30 protein-coding genes and 1 rRNA gene are annotated in these 26,486 nt (G+C 61.9%); 14 read left to right on the plus strand and 17 right to left on the minus strand.

Annotated features, from left to right (window positions below):
• Positions 1-5 precede the first annotated feature (5 nt).
• The 3 genes from rrf to HNO52_RS01825 all read left to right on the plus strand — a co-directional run bounded on the left by rrf (position 6) and on the right by HNO52_RS01825 (position 2,684).
• A 5S ribosomal RNA gene (gene rrf / locus HNO52_RS01815) occupies positions 6-121 on the plus strand.
• A 302-nt stretch (positions 122-423) separates the two neighbouring features.
• Positions 424-612 (plus strand): hypothetical protein, encoded by a 189-nt coding sequence (locus HNO52_RS01820; RefSeq protein ID WP_197567384.1) that lies wholly within the window; start codon positions 424-426, stop codon positions 610-612.
• Between the two features lie 176 nt (positions 613-788).
• Positions 789-2,684, plus strand: a complete 1,896-nt coding sequence (locus HNO52_RS01825) for a methyl-accepting chemotaxis protein (RefSeq protein WP_197567385.1) — start codon at positions 789-791, stop codon at positions 2,682-2,684.
• A gap of 3 nt (positions 2,685-2,687) precedes the next feature.
• Here HNO52_RS01825 and HNO52_RS01830 read toward each other — a convergent pair whose 3' ends face one another.
• Entirely contained in the window at positions 2,688-3,482 is a 795-nt protein-coding gene (locus HNO52_RS01830; protein WP_197567386.1) for a Tim44 domain-containing protein, read from the minus strand.
• Between the two features lie 100 nt (positions 3,483-3,582).
• Here HNO52_RS01830 and HNO52_RS01835 point away from each other — a divergent pair, with 100 nt between their 5' ends.
• Positions 3,583-4,158 (plus strand): isochorismatase family protein, encoded by a 576-nt coding sequence (locus tag HNO52_RS01835; protein ID WP_197567387.1) that lies wholly within the window; start codon positions 3,583-3,585, stop codon positions 4,156-4,158.
• A gap of 4 nt (positions 4,159-4,162) precedes the next feature.
• Here the strand turns inward: HNO52_RS01835 and yaaA are convergent, their stop codons facing one another.
• Together yaaA and HNO52_RS01845 are read right to left on the minus strand one after the other, a co-directional pair.
• The gene (gene yaaA, locus HNO52_RS01840; RefSeq protein ID WP_197567388.1) at positions 4,163-4,942 is read right to left on the minus strand and encodes a peroxide stress protein YaaA; all 780 of its coding nucleotides are present in this window, start codon (positions 4,940-4,942) and stop codon (positions 4,163-4,165) included.
• A gap of 111 nt (positions 4,943-5,053) precedes the next feature.
• Positions 5,054-6,085, minus strand: a complete 1,032-nt coding sequence (locus HNO52_RS01845) for an NADP(H)-dependent aldo-keto reductase (RefSeq protein WP_197567389.1) — start codon at positions 6,083-6,085, stop codon at positions 5,054-5,056.
• Positions 6,086-6,328: 243 nt separating this feature from the next.
• Between HNO52_RS01845 and HNO52_RS01850 the strand changes: the two genes are divergently transcribed.
• Positions 6,329-6,847, plus strand: a complete 519-nt coding sequence (locus tag HNO52_RS01850) for a tetratricopeptide repeat protein (RefSeq protein ID WP_197567390.1) — start codon at positions 6,329-6,331, stop codon at positions 6,845-6,847.
• Between the two features lie 57 nt (positions 6,848-6,904).
• A complete protein-coding gene (locus HNO52_RS01855) occupies positions 6,905-7,408 on the plus strand; it encodes a 3'-5' exonuclease family protein (RefSeq protein ID WP_197567391.1) in 504 nt (167 codons plus the stop codon).
• Between the two features lie 64 nt (positions 7,409-7,472).
• Here HNO52_RS01855 and HNO52_RS01860 read toward each other — a convergent pair whose 3' ends face one another.
• The 7 genes from HNO52_RS01860 to HNO52_RS01890 all read right to left on the minus strand — a co-directional run bounded on the left by HNO52_RS01860 (position 7,473) and on the right by HNO52_RS01890 (position 11,248).
• Positions 7,473-8,027: an LOG family protein gene (locus HNO52_RS01860; RefSeq protein WP_197567392.1), complete on the minus strand. Its 555-nt coding sequence runs from the start codon at positions 8,025-8,027 to the stop codon at positions 7,473-7,475.
• A gap of 66 nt (positions 8,028-8,093) precedes the next feature.
• Entirely contained in the window at positions 8,094-8,615 is a 522-nt protein-coding gene (locus HNO52_RS01865) for a DUF501 domain-containing protein (RefSeq protein ID WP_197567393.1), read from the minus strand.
• Positions 8,587-8,916, minus strand: a complete 330-nt coding sequence (locus HNO52_RS01870; protein WP_197567394.1) for a hypothetical protein — start codon at positions 8,914-8,916, stop codon at positions 8,587-8,589. The genes HNO52_RS01865 and HNO52_RS01870 overlap by 29 nt, the downstream gene beginning before the upstream one ends.
• An 88-nt stretch (positions 8,917-9,004) precedes the next feature.
• Positions 9,005-9,475 (minus strand): Cys-tRNA(Pro) deacylase, encoded by a 471-nt coding sequence (gene ybaK, locus HNO52_RS01875; protein WP_197567395.1) that lies wholly within the window; start codon positions 9,473-9,475, stop codon positions 9,005-9,007.
• Complete coding sequence (locus HNO52_RS01880; protein WP_197567396.1) at positions 9,472-9,885, minus strand: acyl-CoA thioesterase; 414 nt, start codon at positions 9,883-9,885, stop codon at positions 9,472-9,474. Before HNO52_RS01880 ends, ybaK begins: the two co-directional genes overlap by 4 nt.
• 76 nt (positions 9,886-9,961) lie before the next feature.
• On the minus strand, positions 9,962-10,777 hold the full coding sequence (locus HNO52_RS01885) for a hypothetical protein (protein WP_197567397.1): 816 nt from the start codon (positions 10,775-10,777) through the stop codon (positions 9,962-9,964).
• Positions 10,778-10,813: 36 nt separating this feature from the next.
• Complete coding sequence (locus HNO52_RS01890) at positions 10,814-11,248, minus strand: hypothetical protein (protein WP_197569061.1); 435 nt, start codon at positions 11,246-11,248, stop codon at positions 10,814-10,816.
• Between the two features lie 36 nt (positions 11,249-11,284).
• Between HNO52_RS01890 and HNO52_RS01895 the strand changes: the two genes are divergently transcribed.
• Positions 11,285-12,463 carry a MalY/PatB family protein gene (locus tag HNO52_RS01895; RefSeq protein WP_197567398.1) on the plus strand — a complete coding sequence of 393 codons (1,179 nt, stop codon included), beginning with the start codon at positions 11,285-11,287 and terminating at the stop codon, positions 12,461-12,463.
• A 54-nt stretch (positions 12,464-12,517) separates the two neighbouring features.
• Here HNO52_RS01895 and HNO52_RS01900 read toward each other — a convergent pair whose 3' ends face one another.
• Complete coding sequence (locus HNO52_RS01900; protein ID WP_197567399.1) at positions 12,518-13,450, minus strand: tetratricopeptide repeat protein; 933 nt, start codon at positions 13,448-13,450, stop codon at positions 12,518-12,520.
• A 197-nt stretch (positions 13,451-13,647) separates the two neighbouring features.
• On the opposite strand from HNO52_RS01900, the gene HNO52_RS01905 reads away from it, so the two are divergent.
• The 5 genes from HNO52_RS01905 to HNO52_RS01925 all read left to right on the plus strand — a co-directional run bounded on the left by HNO52_RS01905 (position 13,648) and on the right by HNO52_RS01925 (position 19,908).
• Entirely contained in the window at positions 13,648-14,316 is a 669-nt protein-coding gene (locus tag HNO52_RS01905; protein WP_197567400.1) for a vWA domain-containing protein, read from the plus strand.
• A 29-nt stretch (positions 14,317-14,345) separates the two neighbouring features.
• Positions 14,346-15,329: a kinase gene (locus tag HNO52_RS01910; protein WP_232090474.1), complete on the plus strand. Its 984-nt coding sequence runs from the start codon at positions 14,346-14,348 to the stop codon at positions 15,327-15,329.
• Positions 15,319-16,176, plus strand: a complete 858-nt coding sequence (locus HNO52_RS01915; protein WP_197567402.1) for a PP2C family serine/threonine-protein phosphatase — start codon at positions 15,319-15,321, stop codon at positions 16,174-16,176. Before HNO52_RS01910 ends, HNO52_RS01915 begins: the two co-directional genes overlap by 11 nt.
• A gap of 213 nt (positions 16,177-16,389) precedes the next feature.
• Positions 16,390-18,363 (plus strand): acyltransferase family protein, encoded by a 1,974-nt coding sequence (locus tag HNO52_RS01920; protein WP_197567403.1) that lies wholly within the window; start codon positions 16,390-16,392, stop codon positions 18,361-18,363.
• Positions 18,364-19,215: 852 nt separating this feature from the next.
• Positions 19,216-19,908, plus strand: coding sequence for a plasmid pRiA4b ORF-3 family protein (locus HNO52_RS01925; protein ID WP_197567404.1), 693 nt, complete (start codon positions 19,216-19,218; stop codon positions 19,906-19,908).
• 527 nt (positions 19,909-20,435) lie between these two features.
• Here the strand turns inward: HNO52_RS01925 and HNO52_RS01930 are convergent.
• The 6 genes from HNO52_RS01930 to HNO52_RS01955 all read right to left on the minus strand — a co-directional run bounded on the left by HNO52_RS01930 (position 20,436) and on the right by HNO52_RS01955 (position 24,142).
• The gene (locus HNO52_RS01930; protein WP_197567405.1) at positions 20,436-20,651 is read right to left on the minus strand and encodes a hypothetical protein; all 216 of its coding nucleotides are present in this window, start codon (positions 20,649-20,651) and stop codon (positions 20,436-20,438) included.
• A gap of 33 nt (positions 20,652-20,684) precedes the next feature.
• Positions 20,685-20,876 (minus strand): DUF2384 domain-containing protein, encoded by a 192-nt coding sequence (locus tag HNO52_RS01935; protein WP_197567406.1) that lies wholly within the window; start codon positions 20,874-20,876, stop codon positions 20,685-20,687.
• Between the two features lie 38 nt (positions 20,877-20,914).
• Entirely contained in the window at positions 20,915-21,271 is a 357-nt protein-coding gene (locus tag HNO52_RS21390; RefSeq protein WP_442907096.1) for an MbcA/ParS/Xre antitoxin family protein, read from the minus strand.
• A gap of 146 nt (positions 21,272-21,417) precedes the next feature.
• On the minus strand, positions 21,418-22,221 hold the full coding sequence (iolB, locus tag HNO52_RS01945) for a 5-deoxy-glucuronate isomerase (RefSeq protein WP_197567408.1): 804 nt from the start codon (positions 22,219-22,221) through the stop codon (positions 21,418-21,420).
• An 18-nt stretch (positions 22,222-22,239) separates the two neighbouring features.
• A complete protein-coding gene (iolG, locus tag HNO52_RS01950) occupies positions 22,240-23,235 on the minus strand; it encodes an inositol 2-dehydrogenase (RefSeq protein ID WP_197567409.1) in 996 nt (331 codons plus the stop codon).
• 43 nt (positions 23,236-23,278) lie between these two features.
• Entirely contained in the window at positions 23,279-24,142 is an 864-nt protein-coding gene (locus tag HNO52_RS01955; RefSeq protein ID WP_197567410.1) for a MurR/RpiR family transcriptional regulator, read from the minus strand.
• 107 nt (positions 24,143-24,249) lie between these two features.
• Here HNO52_RS01955 and HNO52_RS01960 point away from each other — a divergent pair, with 107 nt between their 5' ends.
• The gene (locus tag HNO52_RS01960) at positions 24,250-25,302 is read left to right on the plus strand and encodes a sugar ABC transporter substrate-binding protein (RefSeq protein WP_232090476.1); all 1,053 of its coding nucleotides are present in this window, start codon (positions 24,250-24,252) and stop codon (positions 25,300-25,302) included.
• 52 nt (positions 25,303-25,354) lie between these two features.
• Entirely contained in the window at positions 25,355-26,485 is a 1,131-nt protein-coding gene (locus tag HNO52_RS01965; RefSeq protein WP_197567411.1) for an ABC transporter permease, read from the plus strand.
• Position 26,486 lies beyond the last annotated feature (1 nt).

Genomic DNA, 26,486 nt, shown 5'->3' on the forward strand with positions numbered 1-26,486 from the left:
TTTCGCCTGACGACCATAGCGAGTGGGAACCACCTGATCCCATGCCGAACTCAGCAGTGAAACCGCTCAGCGCCGATGGTAGTGTGGGGTCTCCCCATGCGAGAGTAGGTCATCGTCAGGCATCTCTTCAGAAACCCAGCTTCGAAAGAGGCTGGGTTTCGTCGTTTAGGGGCCTCCCATGGAGAATCGCGGAGCGCCGCCCGGGTCGTCAGGCATCTATCCCAAAACCCCGAGTACGACAGTGCTCGGGGTTTTTCTTTATCTGTCATTACTGCTCAAGCGAGGGCTGAGTCGTTACCATAGGTGCGCTATACGAGATTGGCCCTTACAAAGGTGCACAGCTCCATACAGCAACGAGTGGCGCGGGTGCCTGGGAGCGAGTAGCGTAGGTTCATAGAAACCCACGAGCCAAGAGAAGAATGAATGCAATCAAGGAATTATCTGATAGCCGCATGGCTGGCTGCCGTGAGTATAGGGCTGATGGGCTGTGATGATACGGGCCCCGGTGACAAGACCGAGCGTAATATCGATGAGGCCATGAAGGGAGTGGAAAAGAGCATTGAAGAGGTAAGTGAGGAGATCGAAGAAGATGCAGAAGAAGAGAAAAGGTGACGCTGCATCCTGAATGACCGTACTAGCCCTACAGTTTTCCTGTCGCTCGCCGATAGTTGACTTGACCGCGTGGTCAAGATTGGCGTGTCTCCCCCTGACGATGCGCCGCAGCCAAAGGGAAAACTATGATAAATCTCACTATAGCCCAGAAGCTGTTGCTCTGTATTTGTCTATGCATGCTACTGATTGTCGGTGGTTCCACTATCGTCCAGTATCGGCTTTTCGGTGATTTGGTCACTGAACGAGTAACGGCGGCGGAGCTACCTGCCACGCTGGAAAGTATCCGCAACGACATCGATGCGACCCTGACGGGCCCTATAACTACCGCCCAGAACCTGGCGGACAATCATTACCTGCAGGCCTGGCTGTCCGCGGGGGAACCCGAAGAAGGGGTCACGCAGGCAGTCGACTATTTTCAGGACATACAACACCGTACCGGTGCCAGTATCGTCTTCTACGTTTCAGCACGCAGCGGCAAGTACTACACGGGGAATGGCGTCGAGCGAACGCTGAGCCGCGATCGGGACCATTGGTTCTACGATCTGGTAGACGCCAGCGAAGGCGAGGCCTACCAGTTGAACGTCGATGCCGAAGGCGGCCAGGTTCAGGTGTTCATCAACCATATCATCGAGGCCGATGGTGAGCGCGTAGGGATCGCCGGCGTTGGCTATTCGCTGGACGCCATGGCGGAAACGATACGCAACTATCGGCTGGGTGAGAGTGGCAGCGTATTCTTGGCGAGCCGAGATGGGACGATCAGCATTCATCCCGAGGGTGCGGCTCGGGTCGGAGAACCTGTGGCGGAGCTGCCCGGCTGGGGTGACATCGCGGAAGAGCTGATGAGCGGTGAGGGGTATCGCTACGCGACGATAAAGGATGCCCAGGGAGCCGAGCAACTGGTCGCTGCCATCGAAGTGCCGGGCACCGACTGGGTGGCCTTTGCCCAGATTCCGCGCAATGAGCTGTTCGCCGATCTCAACCGTGCCGTCCTGCTGGTCGTACTGTGCGTGGCGCTGATTCTGGTGGCAAGCCTGGCTGTCATCGCGCTGCTTCTGAGAACCCTGTTTCGGCCAATACGGCGTACGGCCCAGGCCATGCGGGAAGTCGCTGAAGGCGACGGCGACCTGACGATGCGACTACCGGTCGAAGGCAGGGATGAGAGCACCGAGCTGGCCAATCAGTTCAATGCCTTTGCCGACAAGATGCACGACGTGCTAGCCCAAGTGAGAAGCAGCAGTGATTCGGTCCGGCTGGCTGCCCAGGAGATTGCCATCGGCGGCCACGACATGTCACGGCGCACCGACCAGGCCGCATCCAGCCTTCAGCAGACCTCGGCCTCGATGGAGGAAATCAATGGCACCGTGGCCAATACGTCTGCCTCCGCACAGGAAGCCAGCGCCCTCTCTCAAGGGGCATCGGATCTGGCACAGAACACCTCCGGCAAGGTCGAGCAAGTCATCTCGACGATGGGCGAGATCCAGAATGCTTCTATGCGGGTCGCCGATATCGTCAAGGTAATGGATGACATCGCCTTTCAGACCAATCTGTTGGCCTTGAATGCCTCGGTTGAGGCGGCACGGGCCGGAGAGAGTGGAAGAGGCTTTGCCGTTGTGGCCGGCGAGGTGCGCCAATTGGCTACCCGCAGTGCCGAGGCCTCACGTGATATACGCCAGCTCATCGAGGTATCGAACGAGAAAGTGCAGGGTGGCACGTATCTGGTACGCGAAACCGGAGATGCCATGCAGGAACTCATGGCAGGGGTCGACCGGGTCGCCAGTATGCTGGGGGAGATCAGCCACGCCGCCAGCGAGCAGAGTGACGGTATTGGCCAGGTCAACGTTGCCGTGGCTGAACTCGACCGGATGACGCAGCAGAACGCGGCCTTGGCGGAAGAGACGACTTCGGCTGCCGAACAGCTGCGAGAACAGGCAGACCGATTGGCGGAAATGGTAGGAAGATTCAAACTGAAGCGTGATGCGATGCCGTTCCAAGCGGTTGCAGGAACGGTGGAGGAGCCAACGGGTCAGTCCTATGAGAAGCGAAACCGACCCTTGGCACTGGATGCTCTGTAAGGATCAAATTGCGGCGTTCTGCTCGATGCCTTGGAGATACCAGGGGGCGCCGTCACGTACCTCGCGAATCAGGTGCCAGGTCTCGTTGAACTCGGTGTGCTCGCCGTTTTCTTCTAGAATGCCGTGGAAGATGACGGTGGCTTCGGCCTGACCGCCTACCTCGCGTACATCGCCGAGTTCGGCGAACAGGCGCCCGATCTCCGTGCGGTTGTTCGCCGGCTGCTTGCTGCGCTCCTCACGTAGTAGATTGTAGAGTTCGGGGGTGACGTACTCTTGAATACCGCCAAAGTCGTTGTTGTCCCAAGCGCGTTGCAGCGTCATGAAGTGCTCCTTGGCACCGGACAGGAAGCGCTCGCGGTCGAACCAGGCCGGCAGGCTGCCGAAGTTGCCACCGCCCATGGAAGCGCCAGGCGCCGACTGGAAGGCATGAGATTCAGCGTGCGGCTGCGGTCCGCCGGCCACAGCCGTGCGGCGGCGCGCCAACAACCGGAACAGCAGGAGGCCAAGGCCGGCCATCAGCAGAATGTCCATCAGCCGCAGTTCGTCGAAGGCGCCGCCGAAGAACAGTGCTGCCAATAGGCCACCAGCCAGCATGCCGGCCAGCATGCCTGGCATGCGCGAACCGGCGGCTCGGTTGGGTTTGGCCTGACGCGCCGGAGCGGCCTGCTTGGGTGCGGTAGCCTGGCGGGAGAAGCTGCCGACATTGCTGCCACCGCCTAGCCGGCGGGCTTCGGCATGTTCGACGGCCAGACCGAAGCCCAGCACGGCAACCATGAGCATGACAAGGAAATGACGCATCGTAGGATCTCTCTATGGGAGGTTGGTGCGGGAGGTGAGAAGTTGGAGCCTCATTCTAGCGGCTATGCTGTCGGAAGTGACGACAAAAAGAGGGAAATTCATGCGTCTTAAGAGCGAACAGAGCCTGCTGCTGATCCTCGATCTCCAAGCTGGCCTGCTGCCAGTGATCGATGGGGGCGGTCAGGCGGTTGCCGAGGCGGGCTGGTTGGGGGGCGTGGCCAGCGCATTGACCATTCCGGTGTGGCTCACAGAGCAATACCCCGAAGGCCTTGGACATAGTGATCCGCGACTGCTGGAGGCGCTACCCGACTATCAGCTGTGGCAAAAGACCCACTTCAACGCCCATGCCGAGCCGGACTTCGCCGGCGCGCTGGCGGAGAGCAACAAGCGCCAGATCGTGCTGTGTGGCAGTGAGGCGCACATCTGCGTGCTGCAGACCGGCCTGGGGCTGCTGGAGGCAGGCTACGAGGTGTTTTGGCTCAGTGAGGCGACGGTCAGTCGGCGTGCGGCAGAGGCGAAGCTCGCTCGTGAGCGGATGGTCCATGCGGGCGCCATTCCGGTGAGTGCCGACATGGTAGCCTACGAATGGCTCGACCGCTGCGACGACGAGCGCTTCCGCCAGATCCACAAGCGTTTTCTCAAGTCGCGTGCATCGCGCCCGATGCGCTTCTTCTAGAAACTCAATGCTGGTCTTCGCGGCGAGTGAAGACTAGGGTGTCGTCTTCAGACATGGCCGGGTTGAAGGCGTAGCCTGCCACATCGAATTCCTTGAGCTTTTCCGGGTCGTCCAGCCGCTGCCGGATCATCCAGGCTGCCATCAGGCCCCGTGCCTTCTTGGCGTAGAAACTGATGATCTTGTAGGTCCCGCTCTTCTCGTCCTTGAATATCGGCGTGATCACTCTTGCATCGAGTCGCTTGACGTCGACGGCCTTGAAGTACTCGTTGGAAGCCAGGTTTACCAGCACCTTGGAGCCGCTCTCGGCGATGGCACGGTCGAGCGCTTCGGTCAAAGAGTCCTTCCAGAAGGCGTAGAGATCCTTGCCAGCCGGATTGGGGAGCCGGGTCCCCATCTCGAGGCGGTAGGGCTGGATCAGGTCGAGCGGCCTCAGCAGACCGTACAGGCCGGAGAGGATGCGCAGGTGTCGCTGGGCGAAGGCGTTGTCGTCGTCGCTGAAGGTGGCAGCCTCGAGCCCGACGTAGACGTCACCCTGGAAGGCCTGGGCCGCTGGCTTGGCGTTGTCCGGGGTGAAGGGCGGCCGCCATTCGGCGAAACGGGCGGCATTGAGGCCGGCCAGTTTGTCACTGATCCCCATCAGCTCGCTGAGCTGTTGCGGAGAGTAATCGCGCAGGCTAGTGATCAGCCGTTGGCTCCGGTCGAGAAAATCCGGCTGCGTATGGGCGGCTGTTGAGGCTGGGGTCTCGAAGTCCAGCGTCTTGGCCGGCGAGATCACGCTCAGCATGGGGCACTCCTGTACCTGAAAGAGACGAGTCGGGAACGGCGAGATTATACCAGTAGCATCGCAACGACGGGGCTATCGCAACGATAGCCCGGGCATGCTCAAGATCGGATCTCAGGGGCAGGGGTTGGGTATGCGCCGATGCACCTCATCGATGGCGTCGAGCACGCTCTGTTCGAGCTTGAGCGACTCGCTGGCGAGATTGTCCTCGAGCTGTTCCATGGTGGTGGCGCCGATGATGTTGCTGGTCAGGAAACTGCGCGAATTGATGAAGGCAAGCGCCATCTGGGCGGGGTCCAGGTCATGCTCGCGGGCGATGTCGACGTAGGCACGGGTGGCCTGTTCGGCGAGCGGCGAGGTATAGCGCTGGAAGCGCTCGAAGAGGGTCAGGCGAGCATTTTCCGGACGCGCACCGTCGAGATACTTGCCCGACAGCACGCCGAAGGCCAGCGGTGAATAGGCCAGCAATCCCACATTTTCGCGATGGGCGATCTCGGCCAGACCGACCTCGAAGGTGCGGTTTAGCAGGTTATAGGGGTTCTGGATCGAGGCGACGCGTGGCAGATCCAGGCGCTCGGCCAATTGCAGCGACTTCATGACACCCCATGGCGTCTCGTTGGAGAGGCCGACGGCACGCACCTTGCCGGCCTCCACCAACTCCTTGAGCGCTGTGAGCGTCTCCTCCAGCGCGACCGCGTCCTCCTCTTCGTCATGTTCGTAGCCCAGCTTGCCGAAATAGTTGGTCGAGCGCTCGGGCCAGTGCAACTGATAGAGGTCGACGTAATCGCTCTGTAGCCGCGTGAGGCTGGCATCGATAGCCTGATGGATTTGCTCGCGGCTCAGGCGTGAGCCGCCGCGAATATGTTCCATTCGGGGGCCAGAAACCTTGGTGGCGATGATGACGTCGTCACGGCTCTCGCGTCGCTTGAGCCAGCTACCGATGTAGGCCTCGGTACGGCCCTGGGTCTCGGCGCGGGGGGGGACTGGGTACATCTCGGCCGCATCGATGAAGTTGATGCCGAAGGCTACGGCGCGGTCGAGCTGTTCATGGGCCTCGGCTTCGCTGTTCTGCTCGCCGAATGTCATGGTGCCCAGGCACAGGCGGCTGACCTCGATGCCCGTGTCGCCAAGCAATCGCGTCTGCATCATCGCTCCTGTATGAGGTAGGGTCGGAAGCGTTCTCGTGGCTTATCCAAGCCATGCTAGCCGAGGCCTATCCCGGCAGCAAATCACGGGGGTTGAGTCACCGCCGGGGCGAGCGTATGCTGGCGACCCTCAGCGGCCCGGCGGAGTCCCGCGGCGAGCTCAAGACAGGCCATGACGATGATCACAGGGTGTGAGCACAACGTCATGTGGCCAGCTTCAAGCATAGGCAAGGTTGTTTGCACAATGACGCAGGCATCATCACTGTTCACTCGGCTCGAATATCGTCTTGCGGAACAACTGTTCCACACGCGCTGGCTACCACGCTCCCCGCGTACCCAGCGCTTGACCATGCATCTCTTCGAGCGCTGCGCCGACGCCGGTCACCCTGCTGCGCTGTCGCTCTATGGGCACATGCTCTTCCAGCGTGGCGTCAGCCCGCAGGACAAGGCGCGCGGTGCACGCTACGTTCTCGAGGCGGCACAGGCGGGCAACCTCAAGGCTCAGTACCAGGCGGGAAGAATTCTCGAGCATGGCTGCGCTCAGTATCCTCGCCGCGAAGAGCGTGCCGTGACCTGGTACGCTCGCGCCGGCGAAGCCGGTCACTCACTTGCCGCGCTGCGCCTGGCCAAGGCCTATCGCCTCGGCGAGCTGGGGTTGCCGGTGGATGCCGTTCAGGCGGGTCACTGGCAGGCCTTGGCCGACCGCCATGCTGGACTGGAAGGTGAGGAACTGGACAGCAATGGCGTCCAGGCCCGACACTAACCCTTCTCCCCTTCCACGGCCCCTGCCGCGGCCTTGCCTTTGAGGACACGCCCATTCGTGACGCTGCCGACACTGCTGGATATCGAGGCGTCCGGGTTCGGGCGCGGTAGCTACCCTATCGAGATCGGCCTGGCACGGGCCGACGGTAGCTGCTGCGCCTTCCTCATCCAACCCTTGGAGGAGTGGACGCATTGGGACCCCAAGGCCGAGTTGCTGCATGGGATATCCCGGGCGCGTTTGCAGCGCGAAGGGCTGCCCGTGGCTCAGGTGGCGCGCTGGCTCAACGACGAACTGAACGAGATCGGCATTGCCTATAGTGACAGCTGGGGCTACGACAATACCTGGCTGTCGCTACTGTTCCACCATGCCGGTATGCTGCCTGCCTTCCGTCTCGAGGCGCTGCGCATTCTGCTCAGCGAGCCGCAGCTTGCCGTCTGGCACAGGACTCGCGAGTTGCTGGTCAAGGAACTTGGCATCCATCGCCATCGCGCCGGAGAGGATGCCCGACTGCTGCAGCTCACTTACCAGCGTACCCTCGGTCAGGCTACGCCGGAAAGCTGACGCGCCCTTGGGAGCGAGCTGATCATGCCTCCAGCTCTATGGCGAAAGCATGCATGGCGGCCTCCTAGATAGTTTCGGCGAGTCGGGCTTCCAGTGCATCCAGCAAGGCGGTGGGATCCTCGGCATCGATCAGTTGTGTCCGGGTGCGGGCATTGAGGAAGCCATGCTCGACGGTCTGGTCGAGGAAGGTCAGCAGGGGGGAGTAGAAGCCGGCGGTATCGAGAACGCCGATGGGTTTGTCGTGAAGCCCCAGGTACTGCCAGGTCCAGGCCTCGAACAGCTCTTCCAGAGTGCCGATGCCACCGGGCAGGGCGATGAAGGCGTCGGCATGGGCGGCCATGCTTGCCTTGCGCTCGTGCATGTTGTTCACACGTATCAGCGTTGGTAGCCCCTCATGGGCCTGCTCGCGCTCCACCAGGTGATGGGGCATCACGCCGATCACGTCGCCGCCACCGGCCAGTACGGCGTTGGCCAGCTCCCCCATAAGGCCGATACGGGCACCGCCATAGACCAGGCCGTGACCGCGCGCGGCCATTTCCTGCCCGAGGGCTCGGGCGGCTTCAAGAAAGGCTGGGTCTCGGCCATCGCGGGAGCCCAGATAGACACAGAATTTCGACATGCGCTTCTCCTTGGCAAGCTCCTATCCTAGCTGCCAGGGATTGGCTTCGAAAGCCTCGAAATAGCGTCAGGGCAGGCAGTCGGCTACGGCAAACTCGGTGTCGAGCCACTGGCCGATGACGTTATCACCACACAGGTGGTGGGCGTATTGGGTATGCAGGCAGCGAACCTGGTCCCAGTTGGCGATGCCGCCGATACCGCGCTCACGCAACACACCCTCGTAGCCGAGCCGCTCCACCTCATGGCGCTGCGTTGTGCTCATATGGCGCCAGCGGGCGTCCACGTAATCGCGGTGGCTGGCATGGTAGGCAGCGAGAAAATCGCAATCTTCCCGCAGTCTTGCTTCAATCTGTTTGATGACACCACTGGCCTCGATACGGGAGATAGCGATCTTGAGGCGTTCGGAGCAGAGCCAGTAGAGGGTGGGAAACGGCTTGCCGTCGACGATGGGCGCCATGCGCAGTACCAGAGGGGTGCCTTCACCGTCAACGGCAGCGACCGCCTCGATACCGCGCGGAGCGCGGCCCAATTGCTCGGCGATGATGGCCAACTGTCGGGCGTCAGGCATTTGGTCGGTCTGGATCACCATCGGCAGGTTCCCTTACGAACTTGTTGGAGCGGCCCACGGCGCGGAAGAAGGTCCGGTTGAGCTGCTCGGGCGTCGGCACGTAGCCACGCCATTGGCGTTCGCAGTACTCGTTGGCCCGTGCCATCAGCACGTCGTAGAGGCGATTGAACGGCGCATCATAATCGTAGGGGTCGGCGCCGAACAAGCGGATATGCGGGTAGTCGGCGAACCGCTCCACGAAGTAGCGCTCCAGATCGGCTTCCACGGCGCGGTGCTGGGCCACGTTGTCGGGGTCGAGCCAGAGATTGTAGCGGATGGCCATGATGGACTCCTGCCAGCGATGAATGGCCCGTCGTTCTACCGGGTCATGTAGCTTTGACCACATGAGACCATGTTTGGCTCATGCGGGATCAGGTGCGTGCCAGCGGGGCCAGGCGTGCTTGGCATAGGCGGATCAGGTCGGCAGGCGCCAGGGCGATCTCCAGGCCGCGACGCCCGCCGCTGACGTGCAGCCGTCCGAGCGTCTCGGCGCTGGCGTCGAGAAACGTGGGCAGTCGTTTCTTCTGCCCCAGGGGACTTATGCCACCCAGCACGTATCCCGTGGCTCGCTCCGCCTCAGCCGCCTCGGCCATGCTGGCACGACGCGCCCCGGCTACCTTGGCCAGCGCCTTGAGATCGAGCTGGCTGGTGACCGGCACGATGCCGACCGCCAGGCGGCCATCTTCGAGGCGGGCAACCAGCGTCTTGAACACCGTGTGCGGAGCGAGCCCCAGAGCGTTCGCAGCCTCCTCGCCGTAGACCGGTGCGCGGGGGTCGTGCTCGTAGTCGAGCAGCTCGAAGGCGGCACCGTCGCGTTCCAGCACCTTGACGGCCGGGGTCATGCGCTGGCCGGCTCAGCGATCGGCTGTAGGTGGGCTTCGAGCGCTGCACGCAGCTCGCCCTCGATGGGTACGGCGCGCTTGGTGTCGTGATCGAAGTGCACCATTACGGTATGGCCCAGGTTGGTCATCTCGCCCTTCTGCCACGCCTCCTGGGTCACGGTGAAGGAGCTGTTGCCCAGCCGTGAAACATAGGTACGAATCTCGACATCGCTGCCGTAGTGCAGCTCGGCACGATAGTCGATCTCCATGCGCGCCATGATCAGCCGCCACTTGCGCGGATCCAGGTCCGGCGTGAACAGGCGGAACAGGTCGTTGCGTGCCAGCTCGAACCAGGCCGGCAGCCGGGTATTGTTGACATGACCCAGGGCATCGGTGTCGTAGAAGGCGGGTTCGATGGTGCGCACGAACATGGGGATTCCTCTGTCTCTTGTGGTCTTGTGGCGTGGCGTTGGTAGCCTGACAGCATTGCCCCGAGCAAACGCTAGGTCAAGTGCGGGCCGCCTGCCTTGCGCCGTGCCAGGCCTGCAGGCGCATCCAGCCCAGCAGCCACAGGGTGGCCACGGCAAAGCCTGCCAGAGTGCCCCACAGCAGGCCCAGGGTGGCATAGGTGAGCGATACGCAGAGCGCATAGCAGAGCAGTGCGCCCAGGCCGGCCGGGTAATGCTTGATGACCGTGGCGGCCGGCGCGGCGCCGTGGGTGAGGTGCAGAATCACCAGCAGGGGGTACATCGAGATCGGAAACGCCGCCAGCATGCCGGTCCATGACGTCGGCAGCACATGGGCCAGGCCGGTAACCACGAAGACGATGATGGTGGCCAGCCCGGCGCGAAGTGCAAGCGGCTTCCAGCGTGAGCTGTCGTGGCGCATCGTGACACGGGTTTCTGGCACGTGCCGATAGAGCCAAGTGAAGGCAAAGATGGCAACCAGCGTCACCAGGGTGCCGCTCAGGCGGTCGAATTCGAAGCGCGTCAGCACGAGGCTTGTCAGCCACCACGCAGTGAGGCCGCCCGCCGTGCCGGCGAGTACACCGACGAGGCCGTCGCGGCGTCCGCAAACCAGGTATCCGCAGCCCAGCGCCATGGTGGCGGTGAAACCCGCCAGGCTGAATACGGCGCTCTCTGCGGCGAAGCCCGGCGAGATCTCCAGGCCGATGAAGAACAGTGCAATGGCGGTACCCAGCGGGTAGCCGGAAAGCAGACCGGCCACCCGCGTACTGACGCGCTCGGCAACGACCGACAGGCCGAGCACGATACCGATCGATACCGCGAGCTTGGCCAGTTGCCAGCTCAGAGGGACATCCATTGATTCATTCCTTGGTGGAAATGACGCTAAAGGCCATTAGATGAGGCGTAAGCCCTGACGGTCTGCCCAGGCGGCTCCCACCGCGTGGGTCAACTTCTCCTGTAGGTGGGCTGGCAAGGCGGCACGCGCCTCGTCGGCACTGGCAAACTCGCGATTACGCAACCAGCAATAGGCCCAGGCGCAAGCTTCGTCGTCGCTTTTCGGTAGCGGGCGCGCCGGCATTTGAATCAGCAGGAAGGCGGCGGTGCGTGCCGCCCAAAGCGGAATGCTATCCTCTGCCTCTGGCTGGCACCACGCTTTGAGCATTGCCCCGTCAGGAGTGACCTCGGGCTCGCCCAGGCGAGCCACCCGTGCCGTCTCGGCCAGTATCAGCGCGAGGCGGTCCGGATCGCCCTGGCCGAGCTCGAGCCACTGATCGATCAGCGCCGGCATGCCCCGACGTACCTTGGCATAGAAGCCGCTTTGCGGCATGGTCTTGCTCATACTGCTGCTTCCCGAGGAGAGGAAATGGAGTTCGATTTTGCCACGCCTATCGAGCGTCGCCACCCCGATCGGGGCCAATGGCCATCGCAGAAGTGGCATCGCTATGATGCCAGCATCTTGCCGCTGTGGGTGGCCGACATGGATTTTCGCTCGCCTCCCGAGGTGATCGAGGCGCTGCAGGCACGGGTCGATCATGGCGTCTTCGGTTATGGACTGGTGTCCGACAGCCTCAAGCGCACCCTGTGCGAGTGGAGCGCACGTGAATACGACTGGCCGATCGAGCCGGAATGGCAGCTGTGGCTACCCGGTGTAGTGCCGGCCCTGCACTTGGCCAGCCTGGCGCTGACCGAACCGGATGAGGGAGTGCTGACGATTACGCCCATCTATCCGCCCTTCCTCAAGGTGGCCGAGCGCACCGGGCGGCTTGCCCAGCAGGCGCCTCTGGGCGAGCCGGGCGCCCCCGGCGAGCCCTGGCGGCTCGATCTGGAGGCGCTGGAGGCGGCGATTACACCCGAGACGCGGCTGCTGCTGTGGTGCCACCCGCACAACCCCACCGGTCGTGTATGGCGTCATGAGGAACTGGCCGGCCTGGCAGTGCTGGTCGAGCGTCACGACCTGCTGGTGGTGTCCGACGAATTGCACTGCGATCTTCTGCTCGACGAAGGTGCCATGCACCGACCGTTGGCCGCGGCCTTTCCGGCGCTTGCGGCGCGAACCATCACGCTGTGGGCGCCCTCCAAGACCTTCAACCTCGCCGGCCTCACCGCGGCCTGTGCGGTGATTCCGGATGTTTCGCTGAGGCAACGCTTCGCCGAGTCAACGCGGGGGTTGATGCCGGACGTGAACGTGCTGGGGCTGGTGGCCGCCGAGGTGGCCTATGCCCAGTGCGAACCTTGGCGTCGAGAGCTGATCGAGGTGCTGCGTGGCCACCGCCAGGCCCTGGCTGAGCGCGTCTCCCAGTGGCCGGGCGTAAGCATGAGCGTTCCTCAGTCCACTTACCTCGCCTGGCTCGATCTGCGCCGCGCCGAAGGGTTGGCGCACCGTGAGGGTTCGCCTCAGCAAGTGCTGATGGAGCAGGCGGGCGTGGCGCTCTCCGATGGCGCCGACTTCGGCTGGCCGGGCTTCGTGCGGCTCAATTTCGGCACCACCGCAGCACAACTCGAAGAGGCTCTGAAGCGTCTCGATAAGGTACTGAAGGGGTGAGGCACAAGAGCTGAGGCGGCCCTCGGGGCCGCCAACGGGCGGAACGGTACGTGCTCAGTACAGCAGCGTGAACAGCTTGCGGCGATAGGTGACGGTCAAGGGGTGGTCGGCACCCAGAGCATCGAAGACTCGCAGCAGGGTCAGGCGTGCCGCGTCATCTCCGTAGCTACGATCCTTGCGCATCACGCCGAGAAGTCCTTCCAGTCCGGCTTCGTAGTTGCCATCGGCGACCTGGCGCAGGGCGCGCTTGAAGTTCGCTTCGCTGTCATCGCGATCACCAAGGGCTGCCAGCTCCTCGTCGGAGGGTGCTTCCTTGCGGAACTCAATGCTGGCACGTACGCCGCGTGCCGGAGCGGCGTCACGTTCCTCTGGCGGAAGGTTGTCGAGCAGGGCTAACGCCTCTTCACTACGGCCCTCCGCGACCAGCGACCGGGCCAGCTCCACCTGGTAGGGGTAGTGCTCGGGATTTTGCTGTACGAGCTCTTCGTAAAGGGCACGGGCCGTGGCAGTGTCGCCCTGAGCCAGGGCCTCGGCAGCTTGTTCCTCAGGGCTGGCTGGGGTGTCCTCCGGCGCGGGGAAGTAGCGCGACAACCATTCGCGAATTTCCTTCTCAGGTAATGCCCCCTGGAAGTGATCCACCAGCCCCCCCTGGCTGATCAGCTTGACGTCGGGCACCGAACGCACGCCGAGCTGGGCGGCGATCTCCTGGTTTTCCTCGATGTTGAGCTTGGCCAGGATGAAAGTGCCGCGATACTCCCGGGTCAGTTTCTCGAGAATCGGCATCAACGCCTTGCACGGCTGGCACCAAGGGGCCCAGCAGTCGAGCAGCACCGGCACCTGCATGGAGAATTCCAGCAACTGCTGGATATTGTCGCGATCGACATCGATGATCAGCTGCTCATCGCTGGGTGCCGCCTCCTGCGAGGTGGAGGGAGATTCCTGAGACGCCGTCAGCGGGGCGCCATTGCGAGGGTCAACGATGGACATGGAAACGGCCTTGAACGAAAGGTGAGTTTGTTCGAAAGATGCGGGTAAAGGCAGCGGGATTCAAGGGGCGGGTGCTAGCTTCGTCGTCGCGTTGGCCAGCGGGTCGCCGTGGGCGCGGCATCAACCCCGGGGCTGTGATAGTCTCGTCTACGTTCGGCCGTATCGGGGCCGAGCATCCAGACAAGAGGACCCGTGGGATGGCAACGTACCGACTGAATGGCGATAGCGAGCTGATCGACAACCCTTCTCCGCGGTGCGCCTGCATGCTGGTGCTGGATACCTCCGCGTCGATGTTCGGCCCGCCGATTCGCGAATTGAACGCTGGCGTCCAGGCTTTCATCTCGGCGATTCAGGAGGACGACATGGCCGCCTGCTCGGTCGAGCTCGGGGTAATCACCGCCGGGGGCAAGGTGACCGAGCAGTTGCCCTTCACCACTGCCATGAACATCTCGCAGTGCCGCCAATTCAGCGCCTCCGGCCTGACGCCGCTGGGCGGTGCCATGGAGCTGGCGCTGGACCGCCTGGAGGAGCGCACTGCGGCCTATCGCAAGGCTGGCGTGGCCTACTACCAGCCCTGGCTCGTCGTGATCAGCGACGGTGTGCCGACCGACCAGTGGCAGGCAGCTTCGGTGAGGGCGCGCACCCTGGCCCAGCAGCGTAAGCTGGTGGTCATGCCGGTGGGTGTCGAGGAGGCCGATCTCGAAGCACTGAGTGCCTTTTCCACCCGACCGGCCAAGCGCCTCGAAGGGCTGAAGTTTCGTGAGTTCTTCCTGTGGCTCTCGGCCAGCATGAGTCGCGTCTCGGCGTCTTCGTCGACTACCGACCAGGTCAAGCTGCCGCCGACGGACAGTTGGGACAGCATCTAGAATGGATGCGTGACGACGAAGGAGGCCGAGTGTTGGCACGCGCACTGGTGGTGACGGATTCGCAGGGCAAGGAGCGCCGACTCGGCAAGCGTCTCGAGCGCGGAGGGGAGGGCGAGATCTTCGCCCTGCGCGATCGCCTCGACGTGATCGTCAAGTGGTACTACCCCGAAGTGCTCGAAAGACGCGGTGAAGAGCTTCACCGCAAGGTCGAGGCCATGCGCAGCTTGCGTGATGCCCACATGACCCGCGATGTTTGCTGGCCGCTGATTCGGGTATTCGACGAGCGGCACCGCTGGATCGGGTTCGCCATGTACCGAGCGCGCGGGGTAAAGATGAGCTTCCTCGCCCACGCCCTGCTCTGTCAGCGCTACTTCCCCGGTCTCGATCGTCGTCGTATCGTCGGTTACCTGATCCGCTTCGTCGAGATCGTCCAGCAGTTGCACGAGGCCGGGGTCTGTATCGGCGACTACAACCTCAACAATGTCTTCTGTGTCCCTGCCTCTGAGCAGGTGACGCTGATCGACTGTGACAGCTACCAGTTACGTGTCGACGGCACCTTCTACCCTTGTCCCGTGGGCAGCCCCGACATGACGCCCAAGGAGCATCAGGGCGTCTCCTTCCGCCATATCGTGCGTTCGCCGCGCAGCGAGGCCTTTTCGCTCGCCATCGTGCTGTTCAAGTGCCTGATGCTGGGACGCCATCCCTACGACATCGTCGGGGGCGACGACCCGGTGCGCAACCTGCGGCGCGGCAACTTCGCCTACGGCCGCGGCCAGCGCGACGTGCCCCAGGGTGTGTGGTACGAACTCTGGAGTGAACTGCCCGACACCATTCGAGATATGTTCGTGACGACTTTCACGGTAGGGGCCGATGCGCCCATCCAGCGAGCCACGCTGGCCCAGTGGCATGCCGCATTGAGCGATTACCGTGAGGCAATGACGACTGGCCAGTTTGCCGTACAGCTGGCCAAGCCCGGTCGCTCGCAGCGTTCGCAGGTACTGCATGCCCGTTGAACCGACTCTTTCCCACGGCGAACCGATGTCGGCGTGGTCGACGCTTTACGTGGCCACCACTGGGCTGAGCCATCTTGAAGGCATTCCGCCGCTGCCATGCCAGGATGCCGCTGGCGCCGCCTCGAGCCCTCGGCCTATGCTCGCGGTGGCCGACGGAGCGGGCAGCTCTCCGGCTTCGGACCTGGGTGCCCGTTCCCTTGTAGCCGCCATGCTGCGCCTGGCCGAGACTCTGGAGGTGCAACTGGCCTGGCTGCTCGATGCCGACGCCGAGCCAGACCCCGAGGCCGTACGCCAATTCTCCGAGTTGCTGGTGCGTCATGCCCGAGGCACGCTCGAAGACCTTGCGACCGAGCTGCACCGGCCGGTTCGGGACCTGCGCTGTACCCTGCTGCTCGTCGTCGTGGGACACTCACGGCTACTATGGCTGAAGGTTGGGGATGGCGAAATCGTGCTGGAGCGCGCGACGCCCGTTACGGTGCGGGAGGGAGAGGAGCCCGGGCTGGCTCCGCACCTTTCCATCCTCGGTGAGCGCGGCAAGGGTGAATTCGCCAATCAGACGGTTTTCGTCGATGAACGCCTTGCCTTAGAGCAGACGCAGCATGGCTGTGTATCGGCGGCTGCCCTGACCGGCATCGCGCTGCTGAGCGATGGCGCTGCAGAGAAGCTGGTCTCGCTCGACGGCCAGCAGGTCTCGGGGCAGCTCAGCCACTGGCTCGACGACCTGCGCCAGGGACGGCTGCGCCAGCGCGACCTGGTGCGCCGCTTCTACAGCGAGGAGTTCTGCCGTGGTACCAGCGGCGATGATCGCAGCATCGCCCTGTTGGCCAGGAAGATGGAGGCGCTGTGAAGCCCGCTGGAGCCCGCGCACGGGCAATGCCGTGACGGGAGGCGCGTCGAGAACCGAGCAGTAATGAGGTATGCCCTCCGTAGGCTATGCTTTACCTGTATGGTTCTCGGATACTGTCGGCTTGTCGCGTTGTGTGGTGCGGCTCGCTAACGGCAAACCAGCAAGAGTATGACATCACGCGTCGAGTGAAGACCCCCAAGGATGGAGGGAGCGATGCAGAAGCCGCAGTACAGGCCGGATATCGATGGCCTGAGGGCGATAGCCGTCATTCTGGTGGTGGCTTACCATGCCGGGTTACCAGGGTTTGGGTTCGGCTTCATAGGCGTAGATGTTTTCTTCGTCATATCGGGCTATTTGATCACGAGTCTGCTGATAAGGGAGCTGGAGGATTCTGGCGGGATAAGCCTTCTTTCCTTTTACGGCCGTCGTGTTCGGCGACTGATGCCGGCCATGGTCGTTGTGCTCATCTCCTCGCTTGTCCTTGGCTATGTTCTCCTCACCCCTATCGGGCAGCAACAGAGCCTGGCGGAATCCGCCCTCGCTTCCATCGCGTTCTTCGCCAATTACTACTTTATCGCAACGACAGGCGGCTATTTCGACGGCCCCACCGACCAAGTGCCGCTATTGCATATGTGGTCCCTGTCGGTGGAGGAGCAGTTCTATGCCGTTTGGCCGGTGCTGCTTATCGCCAGCGCTGTCATTGCCAGGCGCTACGGAAAAAGAGAGTGGGCAACCATTTCGACGATTGCCGCGTTAGGTATCGGCGCCTCTTTTATCTATGGCGTATGGCTTTCCGGCACCAACCCCAACGCGGCCTACTTCTCCGTCCTTTCCCGTGGCTGGCAGCTTCTGGCAGGTTCGCTGCTGGCTTGCACCGTTGGCCATGTGCTCATACGAGCCTCACGCACTGCCGCGTCTGCGCTGGCTCCGCTCGGAGTGGGGCTGCTACTGATAGCGGCATTCTTCATCGAAGGCTCCCATGCATACCCTGGTTGGGTGGGTGCGCTTCCGGTGCTCTCGGCACTGGCGCTGATCGTGGCCGGGTTCAGCAGTGCCCCGAACCCCATCTCCCAACTGCTCGCCACGAGGCCCTTCGTCTTCGTAGGGAAGATATCGTATCCCTGGTACCTCTGGCACTGGCCCCTGCTGGCCATGGCACGTGCCCACCAATTGGGTGAAGGAAATTTGTTGCGCGATGTGGCTCTGGCAGCCCTTTCTTTCTTTCTGGCATACCTGACATATCGTTGGGTGGAAAAGCCTGCCGTAAGTTTTTTTACGCGGCGATCCGTATCCAACCAGCGACTCGTCAAGTTGGGCGCATTGTCTTCCGTTCTGCTTGCTCTCGCGGCGTTTGGCCTAATGAGCCATGCCAATCAACAGAAGAGCATGGGTTTCTATCGTCAGTTGGAAAGTGCTGCGGAAGACGTACCCGACCTTCGCGACAAATGCCATTTGAGCACTCCTTTCCAAGGGCTGCCGGAAGAATCCATTTGTGTCAACAGGTCCGATGCGGAGTCTCCAGATCTGCTGCTCTGGGGCGATTCACATGCGGATCACTATTCGCCAATGCTGGACGAGCTTTCGGATGATCTGCAGTTTGCGTTTCTCCAAAGAACCTTCAGTACCTGTCCGCCGTTGATGGGTTACTCCCATGGCTATACTGAGGGCCATCCTCAGGAGAACGACCGGAACTGCGAGCTGTTCAAGGAGCAAATGGCGAGCGAGCTTTCCCATTTGGTGGAGCAGGGGCTCTCGGGTGTCGTACTGAGTGCCAGCTGGCTGGGACGGACTAGCAGTGAGGCCCGCTTATCCCTGGCGGAGAAGGGGCTCAGGAATACTGTCGATACACTGCTTGGTTACGGGCTGCGAGTAATTATCGTAGCCCCTACCCCCGTTTTCAGCGTTCCCATGACGGATTGCCTGGCCAGGCGGTCGGTGGAGTCATGCAGTACCTTCCAGCGACGGCTGGAAAAGAGAAGGGAGGCTATCCTTGCCGTCATGCACGAAATAGCCGAGGAAGAAGCGGACGTCAGGGTCGTCGATTTTTATGCACAGCTATGCCCGGGCGGGAGATGCAACTCCCTACTGGGCGATACGGTGGTCTATCGAGACGAGCACCATCTCACGACGCGTGCCGCCAGGCAGCTTTCCCCTCATGCACGCAACGATATCGAATGGCTTCTGTAGCAATCGATCGTCGGTTCGGTACCGAGCGGGTAATAAACAACCGAGGCTTCTTTGCCTCGGTCTTCATGTTGGGTAGCGGGGGCCGCTGAACGTGAAACGAAGAGCGAACCGACGGTCATCGGCTCATGCCGTACGGGCAATAAAAAACCGAGGCTTCATGGCCTCGGTCTTCATGTTGGGTAGCGGGGGCCGCTGAACGTGAAACGAAGAGCGAACCGACGGTCGTCGGCTCATGCCGTACGGGCAATAAAAAACCGAGGCTCCATGGCCTCGGTCTTCATGTTTGGTAGCGGGGGCCGGATTTGAACCGACGACCTTCGGGTTATGAGACTGATGAGGGGGTTCGCCTTTGGGTGGTGTTGAGTGGTGTTATTTGATCTAAAGCACTGAAATATATGTGGCGCACGCTTTTTGGCAGGCGAAGATAAGGTAGATCTAGGGCCATTGAGTGTCACGAATGCTGTCACAAGGATCAGATAGAAATTTACAGCAAAAATGACCGTATGGCTTCTGTTGACGAGATTGTTTCTCGTTTGACGGTATTGGCTGACCTCGCCCGCCGCCGTGCTAGTGACCTACCTGACTCTCCCTCCTCCATAACGACGTCGGCTCCAGAACGGGGGCGGACGGTCGGGAGATGTTCTGGCCTATCTATCGTATTCGGGTAGTGGCGGCTATGACTGATTCCTATCCAACGACAACCTCTCTGACGGTTTGCTTTACGCGGACCGCTGGCCCTTGTCCACCAAGGGAGAAAGATGGGGCTAGCCTCTCACCGGGCGGCTGCCCACGGGCTGGCTTCGCTGTACGCGTTCAGTATTATGGCAGCACACACATCAGCGGAGCGTCCCAATGCCCGATATTCGCCTTCGCATCGAACTGCTCGATACTGACCCGCTGGTCTGGCGCCGGGTGGTAGTGCCGGAGCAGATCAACCTGCATCGCCTCCATGAGCTCATTCAGGATGTGATGGGCTGGGCAGACTGCCACCTCTTCGAGTTCGAGTGCAATGGCCGCTACTACGGCGAGCCGGACGAGTGGAGCGATCGGCCCATCGCACTGGCACGCAATGCCAAGCTGAAGTCGCTGGCGGCTCGCGCCAAAGACGGTACCTTCCACTACCTCTACGACTTTGGCGACGGCTGGGAGCACCGCATCGTGGTAGAGGCGGCTGGGCTAGAGGAGACCAACCCCTGTCCGCGGCTGATCGACGGCGCCATGGCCTGCCCACCGGAGGATATCGGCGGCACCGGAGGGTATGCGGCTCTAAAGGCGGCAGCGGCCGGCGAGAAGGATGAGTACGGCCAGGAGCTGCTGGAGGCGCTGGGTGGCGAATTCGATCCCGAAGCGCTGGACGAGGCGGAGATCGCCGGCATGCTTGAGCCTTTCCAGGCGGGCTTTCGACGCCAGGGCGACGCGCCCCGTAAGCTGCGCCCGACACAGGCGCAGCCCCTCGACATGGACGAGTCGCTCAAGGCCCAGGGAATCAACAGCATCGAGGAGCTGATGCAGGTACTGCAGGGCGAGATCGACAAGAACCGTTAGTGGCGGAGCCAATGGCACACCGCTCGGTTGCCCGGCTGCGCATCGCCGCCAACCCTCCCATGAGCGTCAGCGGCAGGCCTAACTGGTCTAGAAAGCGCGGTGGGAGGCAGGGCAACAAGAGGCAGAGGTACGTGCCAGGCGGCAGTGCATTGACAGGCCGGCACAGTGTGGTGAGTGAGCTTGGAGGAGGCCCGGAGCGAGTTGGCGGCAAATGTCCAGAACTACGAGGTGGCCGCCAACTTTTTTACGATCTGCAGATCCTGGCCGAGGAGCGCGGCGAGCTGCCTGCGTTCCAGATGCGCCTGGAGCCGCTGGAGGATGTAATGACGGTCCGACGCGACACACCACTGGTGCCCATGCGGGAGGATAGCGCAGTCGCAGTTTGGCGGGCGGCTATCGGACTGTCGAGGGTGATCGAACAGCGGCAGACCGATGGCTATCATGAGGCAATGGGGCTTGGGTGGAAGCGCCCCATAGGTTTCATGCAAGATAGGATTTACACATGATCTCGAAGCTCTAAATAATCCTTAGCAGTTGCCACTTCCATCCGACACACCGTACTTTTTCCTGAGTCGCTCGATGAGTGCTTTTTCTTCCTCGGTCAGCCAGTTCTGATACACGTAGCGCCAGTTGCGCTCATAGATTTCCCAGGCTTCTCGTTCCTTGATGGGCTGATCCGTGCGGATGGACCAGCAAATCAGGCGTAGCTCCGGGTAGTTCTCGGGAATAATCCAGTCGCCCATAGCACCCTCCCCTTCGGCTCGTGCATGAGCTGCTCAACCAAGCGGCCCAGCTTCAAGCGACTTGAGATAGCGAAGAAGGGCTGTCTTGCGACCTGCCTCAACCGACTGCTCTGGCGTCTGGTGATCGAAGAGAGGCAGCGACTGGCGATACCATGCCAAGGCCTTCTTCCTGTCACCGCTGATCTGCTCGGCAGCGCGAAGTACCTCGCAATCGTTGGTTCGCATCTGCTGATCCTCTAAGATAATTGTCTTCCAAGACTCCCTCATACGACCCCGCCCCAATCAAGAGCATGGAGAATGCGTTTGACCTGCTTGGCACCAGTCTCTGTCCCACAGAGCATGTATGGCGGCTGACCTCCTAGCGCCTCGTTGGGGCGAGCCAGCCAAGTGATAGCCTTATCCCTATCCTCGAAGATTGCTTCAGCGAGGCGGGCTACGGACTGGGCCGGAACAGGTATCTCATCCATGGTGCGCCTCCGGTAATTGGCCTCAACCGACGATAGGGATGGCTGGGCTAAGTATGGCACCGAATGACCCTCGGCGACTCGGCACAGCAGATTTTTCGGCTGGCACCGAGGTAGGGAGAACCTGTCGCAGGGTACGACACGTAGGGCGGCCATCTTCGTGCATGAGGATGCCAGCCTGGACTGAGCGTTGCCAACCCAGCCGGGGCATGCGGCAGCGCATTGTGATAGGCCAAAAAAACCCCGCCGAGGCGGGGCGAAGAGAGGTCAGGACGCCATGGGAACTTCTCATCATGTGATGTCTACTGCTTCACAATCCAATCGTGGTCCGGGTCATTGGTGAACTTCCAGGCCCGTTTGGGGCCGGCCATCACGTTGAGGTAGTAGAGCTCGTAGCCGTGGGGGGCCCCCGCCGGATGGTAGCCACGCGGCACCAGCACGCAGCAGCCATTATCCACCGCCATGGACTCGTCGAGGCTGCGGTCATCGGTGTAGACCCGCTGAAAAGCGAAACCCTGGGAGGGGTTCAGGCGATGATAGTAGGTCTCCTCGAGCTTCGATTCGTTGGGCAGGTCGTCCACGTCGTGCTTGTGGGGTGGGTAGCTGGACCAGTTACCCGGGGGCGTGAAAACCTCCACCACCAACAGGCTGTCGGCTGGTTCGGTCTCCGGCAGGATATCCTGGATATGGCGAGTGTTTGTGCCGCTGCCACGGGTGCTGCGCTTGACCTGGTCGGGGCTGATAAGACGAGGCTCGTGGTTACCAAAGCCCGGGGCGCTGCATACTGCCAGTTCCAACTCGGTGGTGGCTTCCACGGAATAACTTACTCCGTTGGGCAGATAAACAGAGTAGGGTGCCACCTTCTCGAAGACGTCCATACGCTCGCCAATATCCTCCCAGCGGTGTTCACCGCAAGTAACAGTGGCGCGCCCGGAGACCAGCACCAGGCAATGCTCGCGGTCCTCGGTATTGGCCTCGAGGCGCTGGCCCTTGGCCAATTTGTGCACCCGGAAACCCACGTGCTCCCAGCCGGCGGATTCAGGGGTCACTTCCAGCACCTTGCCTTGGGCATCGGCTTTGTTAGGGCGTACCAGTAGTGAGGTCATGGATAGCTCCTGTAGCGTTCAGTGAATGTCGTTGAGCGCGATGCGACGGCCTTCCCTAAGCGAGCACTCGGCGGCCTCCGCCAGGCGTAGGGCCTCCAGGCCGTCGCTAGCACTGGCCAGCGGTTCACGCTGCTGCTTCCAGGCGCCAACGAAGTCACTTATCTCCCGGCGGTAGGCATCTGCATACCGCTCCAGGAAGAACCACTTAGGCGTCTCTTCCACCTGGCCGGGCTCGCCGGTGAAACGCAGCCGAGTCTCTGTCTCGTTCTGGGCCTGCAGCATGCCGGCGCTGCCGAAGGCCTCGATGCGCTGGTCATAGCCGTAGCAGGCGCGGCGTGAGTTGTTGATGTGACAGAGCCTCCCACTGGCCGTGACCAGGGTGACCATGGCGGTGTCGATGTCGCCCGCCTCGCCGATGGAGGGATCGATCAGGCAACTGCCCTCGGCATGCACATGCACGATGGGTTCATCGAGCAGCCAGCGGGCCATGTCGAAGTCATGGATCATCATGTCGCGGAACAGCCCGCCGGAGGCTCCCACGTATTCCGCAGGGGGCGGTGCCGGGTCACGGCTGATAATGGAAAGTGTCTCGAGGTCGCCGATGCGACCCTCCGCGATGGATTGCTTGAGAGCCGCGAACTGTGGGTCATGGCGTCGGTTGAAGCCAAGCGCGCAGGTCACCGGGTGTGCCACCAGCACCTGCAAGGCGTCTCGGGTGCGGGCCAAGTCCAGAGCGATGGGCTTCTCGCACAGCACCGCCTTCCCGGCACGGGCAGCCCGCTCCAGGTAGTCGGCATGGGTGGGCGTGCTGGAGGCGATGAGAATAGCATCGACCTCGCCATCCTCGAAGATGGCGTCAGGGGGGAGCACCCGGGTGCCATATTGGCTAGCCAGCGCCTCGGCGGTCGGGGCATGGAAGTCGGCTACGGCGCTCAGGGTGACCTCTGGGTGGGCGTCGATGGCCTGGGCATGCACCTTGCCGATGCGCCCGGCGCCGATCAGGGCGAGTCTCATAGAGTGTCCTCTTGTGGTCAGAACATTGGCGTTGTTGTGGGCATCAGGCGCGTTCTGCGCCGCCATCGGCTGACTTGCGGTCGCGTGCCTTGTCCTGGCGCACGCCCAGAGCGATGGCGAGGGTCTGGGTCAAGCAGAGTGAAGCGGTCAAGCCGCGGAAGCTCTTGACCTCGGCCTCGTGAACCACCAGGGCCACATCGGCCAGACGGGCCAGGGGGCTCAAGTTGGAGTCGGTGATCACGACCAGTGGAATGCCCCGCTCGCGTGCCGCGCTCGCCACCTCGCGGGACTCCTCCGCATAGGGCGAGAAGCTCACCACCAGCAGAGCATCCTCGGCGCCGATGGTGCGAACCTGCTCGCCATACATGCCGCCCAGACCATTGACCAGGAAGGTGCGCTTGTCGATGTGATGCAGCGCGTAGGTCATGTAGCTGGCCACCACGAAGCTACGACGAGCGCCCATCACATGGATGGCGCGGGCCTGTTCGAAGATGTCCAGGGCCAGCTCCAGGCTACGAGGGTCGATGCGCCCCGGTAGCTGCTCCAACACCTCACGGTTGGCTTCGGCAAACTCCCACAGCAGCTGAGTACTGTCGGGTGTCTCGCCGGTAGCCGAACGCACCGCTCGAATACGCTCCGTGTAGTTCGGCAGCTCGTCGACCAGCCGGGAACGGAACAGCTGTTGCATCTCCGAGAAGCCGGTGTAGCCGAAGTGGTTGGCGAAGCGGATGAGCGTCGAGGGCGTCACGTCGGCCTGCACGGCGAGCTTGGCTACCGTCGCGAAGGCCACCTCCTGGGGGTTATCCAGCAGGAAGCGCGCCGTCTGCTGTAGTCGTCGGCTCAGCGACGGATAGTCGGCAGTGATGCGTGCCTCCAATTGACTATAGTCCTGCGGTATCTCGCTCATCGGTATTCCTTCCTTGCCGTCGCCTGAGTGCGGCGCAGCAGTGATCGTACTGATGGAGGTAGTCTAGATGTAGTGGAATAAAAATTCCATTTATACCAAAGTATAGAATGTATAATTTGCAAAAGTGCCAGTATGGAACCAATATTCCAATACGTCACGCTCGGACGCATTTACCCCACAACGACAATCACGAGGATCTAACCATGGCACGTCTCTCCCAATGGCTACTCGCCTCTACTTCTGCTGTAGCACTCGTGGCCGGCACGGCCCAGGCGCAAGACACGGCCCAGACACAGGAAGGAAACCGCTTCGTCATGGTCACCCATGGCGTTCCATCAGACCCCTTCTGGTCCGTGGTCAAGAATGGCGCAGAGGAGGCCGCTGAGGTCGTGGGCGCTGAGCTGGAATATCGCGCACCGTCTTCTTTCGACATGGCCAAGATGCAGCAGCTGGTTGATGCGGCAGTGGCCTCGAACCCCGATGGTCTGATCGTCTCGTTTACCGACGAAGACGCCCTAGGCGGAGTTGTCCAGCGGGCCGCCGACAACGGCATTCCGGTTATCTCCATTAACTCCGGTGGGGACGTGGCACAAAATTACGGTACCCGCCTTCATATCGGTCAAAGCGAGTATGAGGCGGGCAAGCAGGCCGCTGAACGTATGCAGGAAATGGGGGTGGAGAAAGGCCTCTGCGTCAACCATGAGCAGGGCAACCAGGGGCTCGATCAGCGCTGCGACGGTTTCCTAGAGGGCTTTGATGGCAACGCTGAGCAGCTGGCAACCACCTACGACCCGACTTCGATCCGCAATGCGATCGTTGCCTACCTCAACGAGAACAGCGATGTACGCGGCATTCTGACCCTGGGGGCTCTGGCTGCCGAGCCTATGCTTCAGGCCATGCGTGAGCAGGGCGCAACAGATATGTTCACGCTCGGGACCTTCGACCTCTCGCCCGGCATCCTGGAGAGCCTGGAGCAGGGCGGTCTGGATTTTGCCATCGACCAACAGCAGTACCTCCAAGGCTACTTGCCGGTCATGTTCCTCGATCAATACGTAAAGAACGGCTTGCTGCCGGCAGGCAATGTTGCGACCGGCCCAGGTTTCGTGACTCAGGAAAATGCCGCCCAGGTTATCGAGCTGAGCGAGCAGGGCATCCGTTGATACTTGTTTAACCGTAGGGCCCGGTGGACCCGGGCCCGGGGAGTTGTCCGTCATGAAGCCCAACGAATCCACGCAACCTGCCAGTGCGGTAGCACAACAACAGGACGAGCGCCTCCAAGAGGTCTCCTTCTGGAAGAAGGCTCTGAGTCGCCCGGAACTGGGCGCCCTGGCCGGTACCGTACTGGTCCTTGCCTTCTTTATCGTCGCCGCCAGTGGCACCGGCATGTTCACGCCTGCCGGCATCGTCAACTTCCTCGAAGTGGCAGCCCAGCTGGGCATCATCGCCACTGCAGCTGCGCTGTTGATGATTGGCGGCGAGTTCGACCTATCCATCGGCTCGATGATTGGCCTGGCCGGCATCCTTATCGCCATTCCCGCCGTGGAGTACGGCTGGCCGCTGTGGGCCGCCATCCTGTTGGCCTTCTCCTGTGCCGCCCTGGTGGGCTGGATCAACGGTAACCTGGTCAACAAGACGGGCCTGCCGTCGTTCATCGTGACCCTTGGCTTCCTGTTCATCCTGCGCGGTCTGGCCATCGGCATCAGTCGTCTGCTAACCGGCCGTACCCAAGTCGGCGGCGTGCACGACCACATCCCTGGAGATTGGTTTGCGGCCCTGTTCTCCGGTGAAGTCGCTACTGGCCTCTTTGCCTGGATGGCCTCTCAGGGCTGGATCGCCACCAATTTTGCCAATAACCCTGTCGTCACAGGAATTCCGGTCTCCATCGTCTGGTGGTTGGCCCTTACCGCCGTGGCGACCTGGGTGCTGCTGTGTACGCCCTATGGCAACTGGATCTTCGCCAGCGGTGGCGACAAGAATGCCGCGCGCAACTCTGGCGTACCGGTACAACGGGTCAAGATCTCGCTGTTCATGTTCACCGCCTTCTCGGCCACCGTCTTTGCCTGCCTCCAAGTGATGGACACGGGTTCTGCCGACACCATTCGCGGGATGCTCAAGGAGCTCGAGGCGATCATTGCCGTGGTCATCGGCGGCGCCTTGCTTACGGGGGGCTATGGATCCGCTATTGGTGCCGCCCTTGGTGCACTCATCTTCGGCATGGTGCAGATGGGCATCTTCTATACCGGCGTCAATACCGATTGGTTCCAGGTCTTCTTGGGCGTGATGCTGCTAGTCGCTGTGCTCTTCAACAATTACATGCGCAAGAAGGCGATGGAGGCCAAGTAAG

Origin of the sequence: Halomonas sp. MCCC 1A13316, assembly GCF_014931605.1 — a bacterium.
GTDB lineage: Bacteria > Pseudomonadota > Gammaproteobacteria > Pseudomonadales > Halomonadaceae > Halomonas.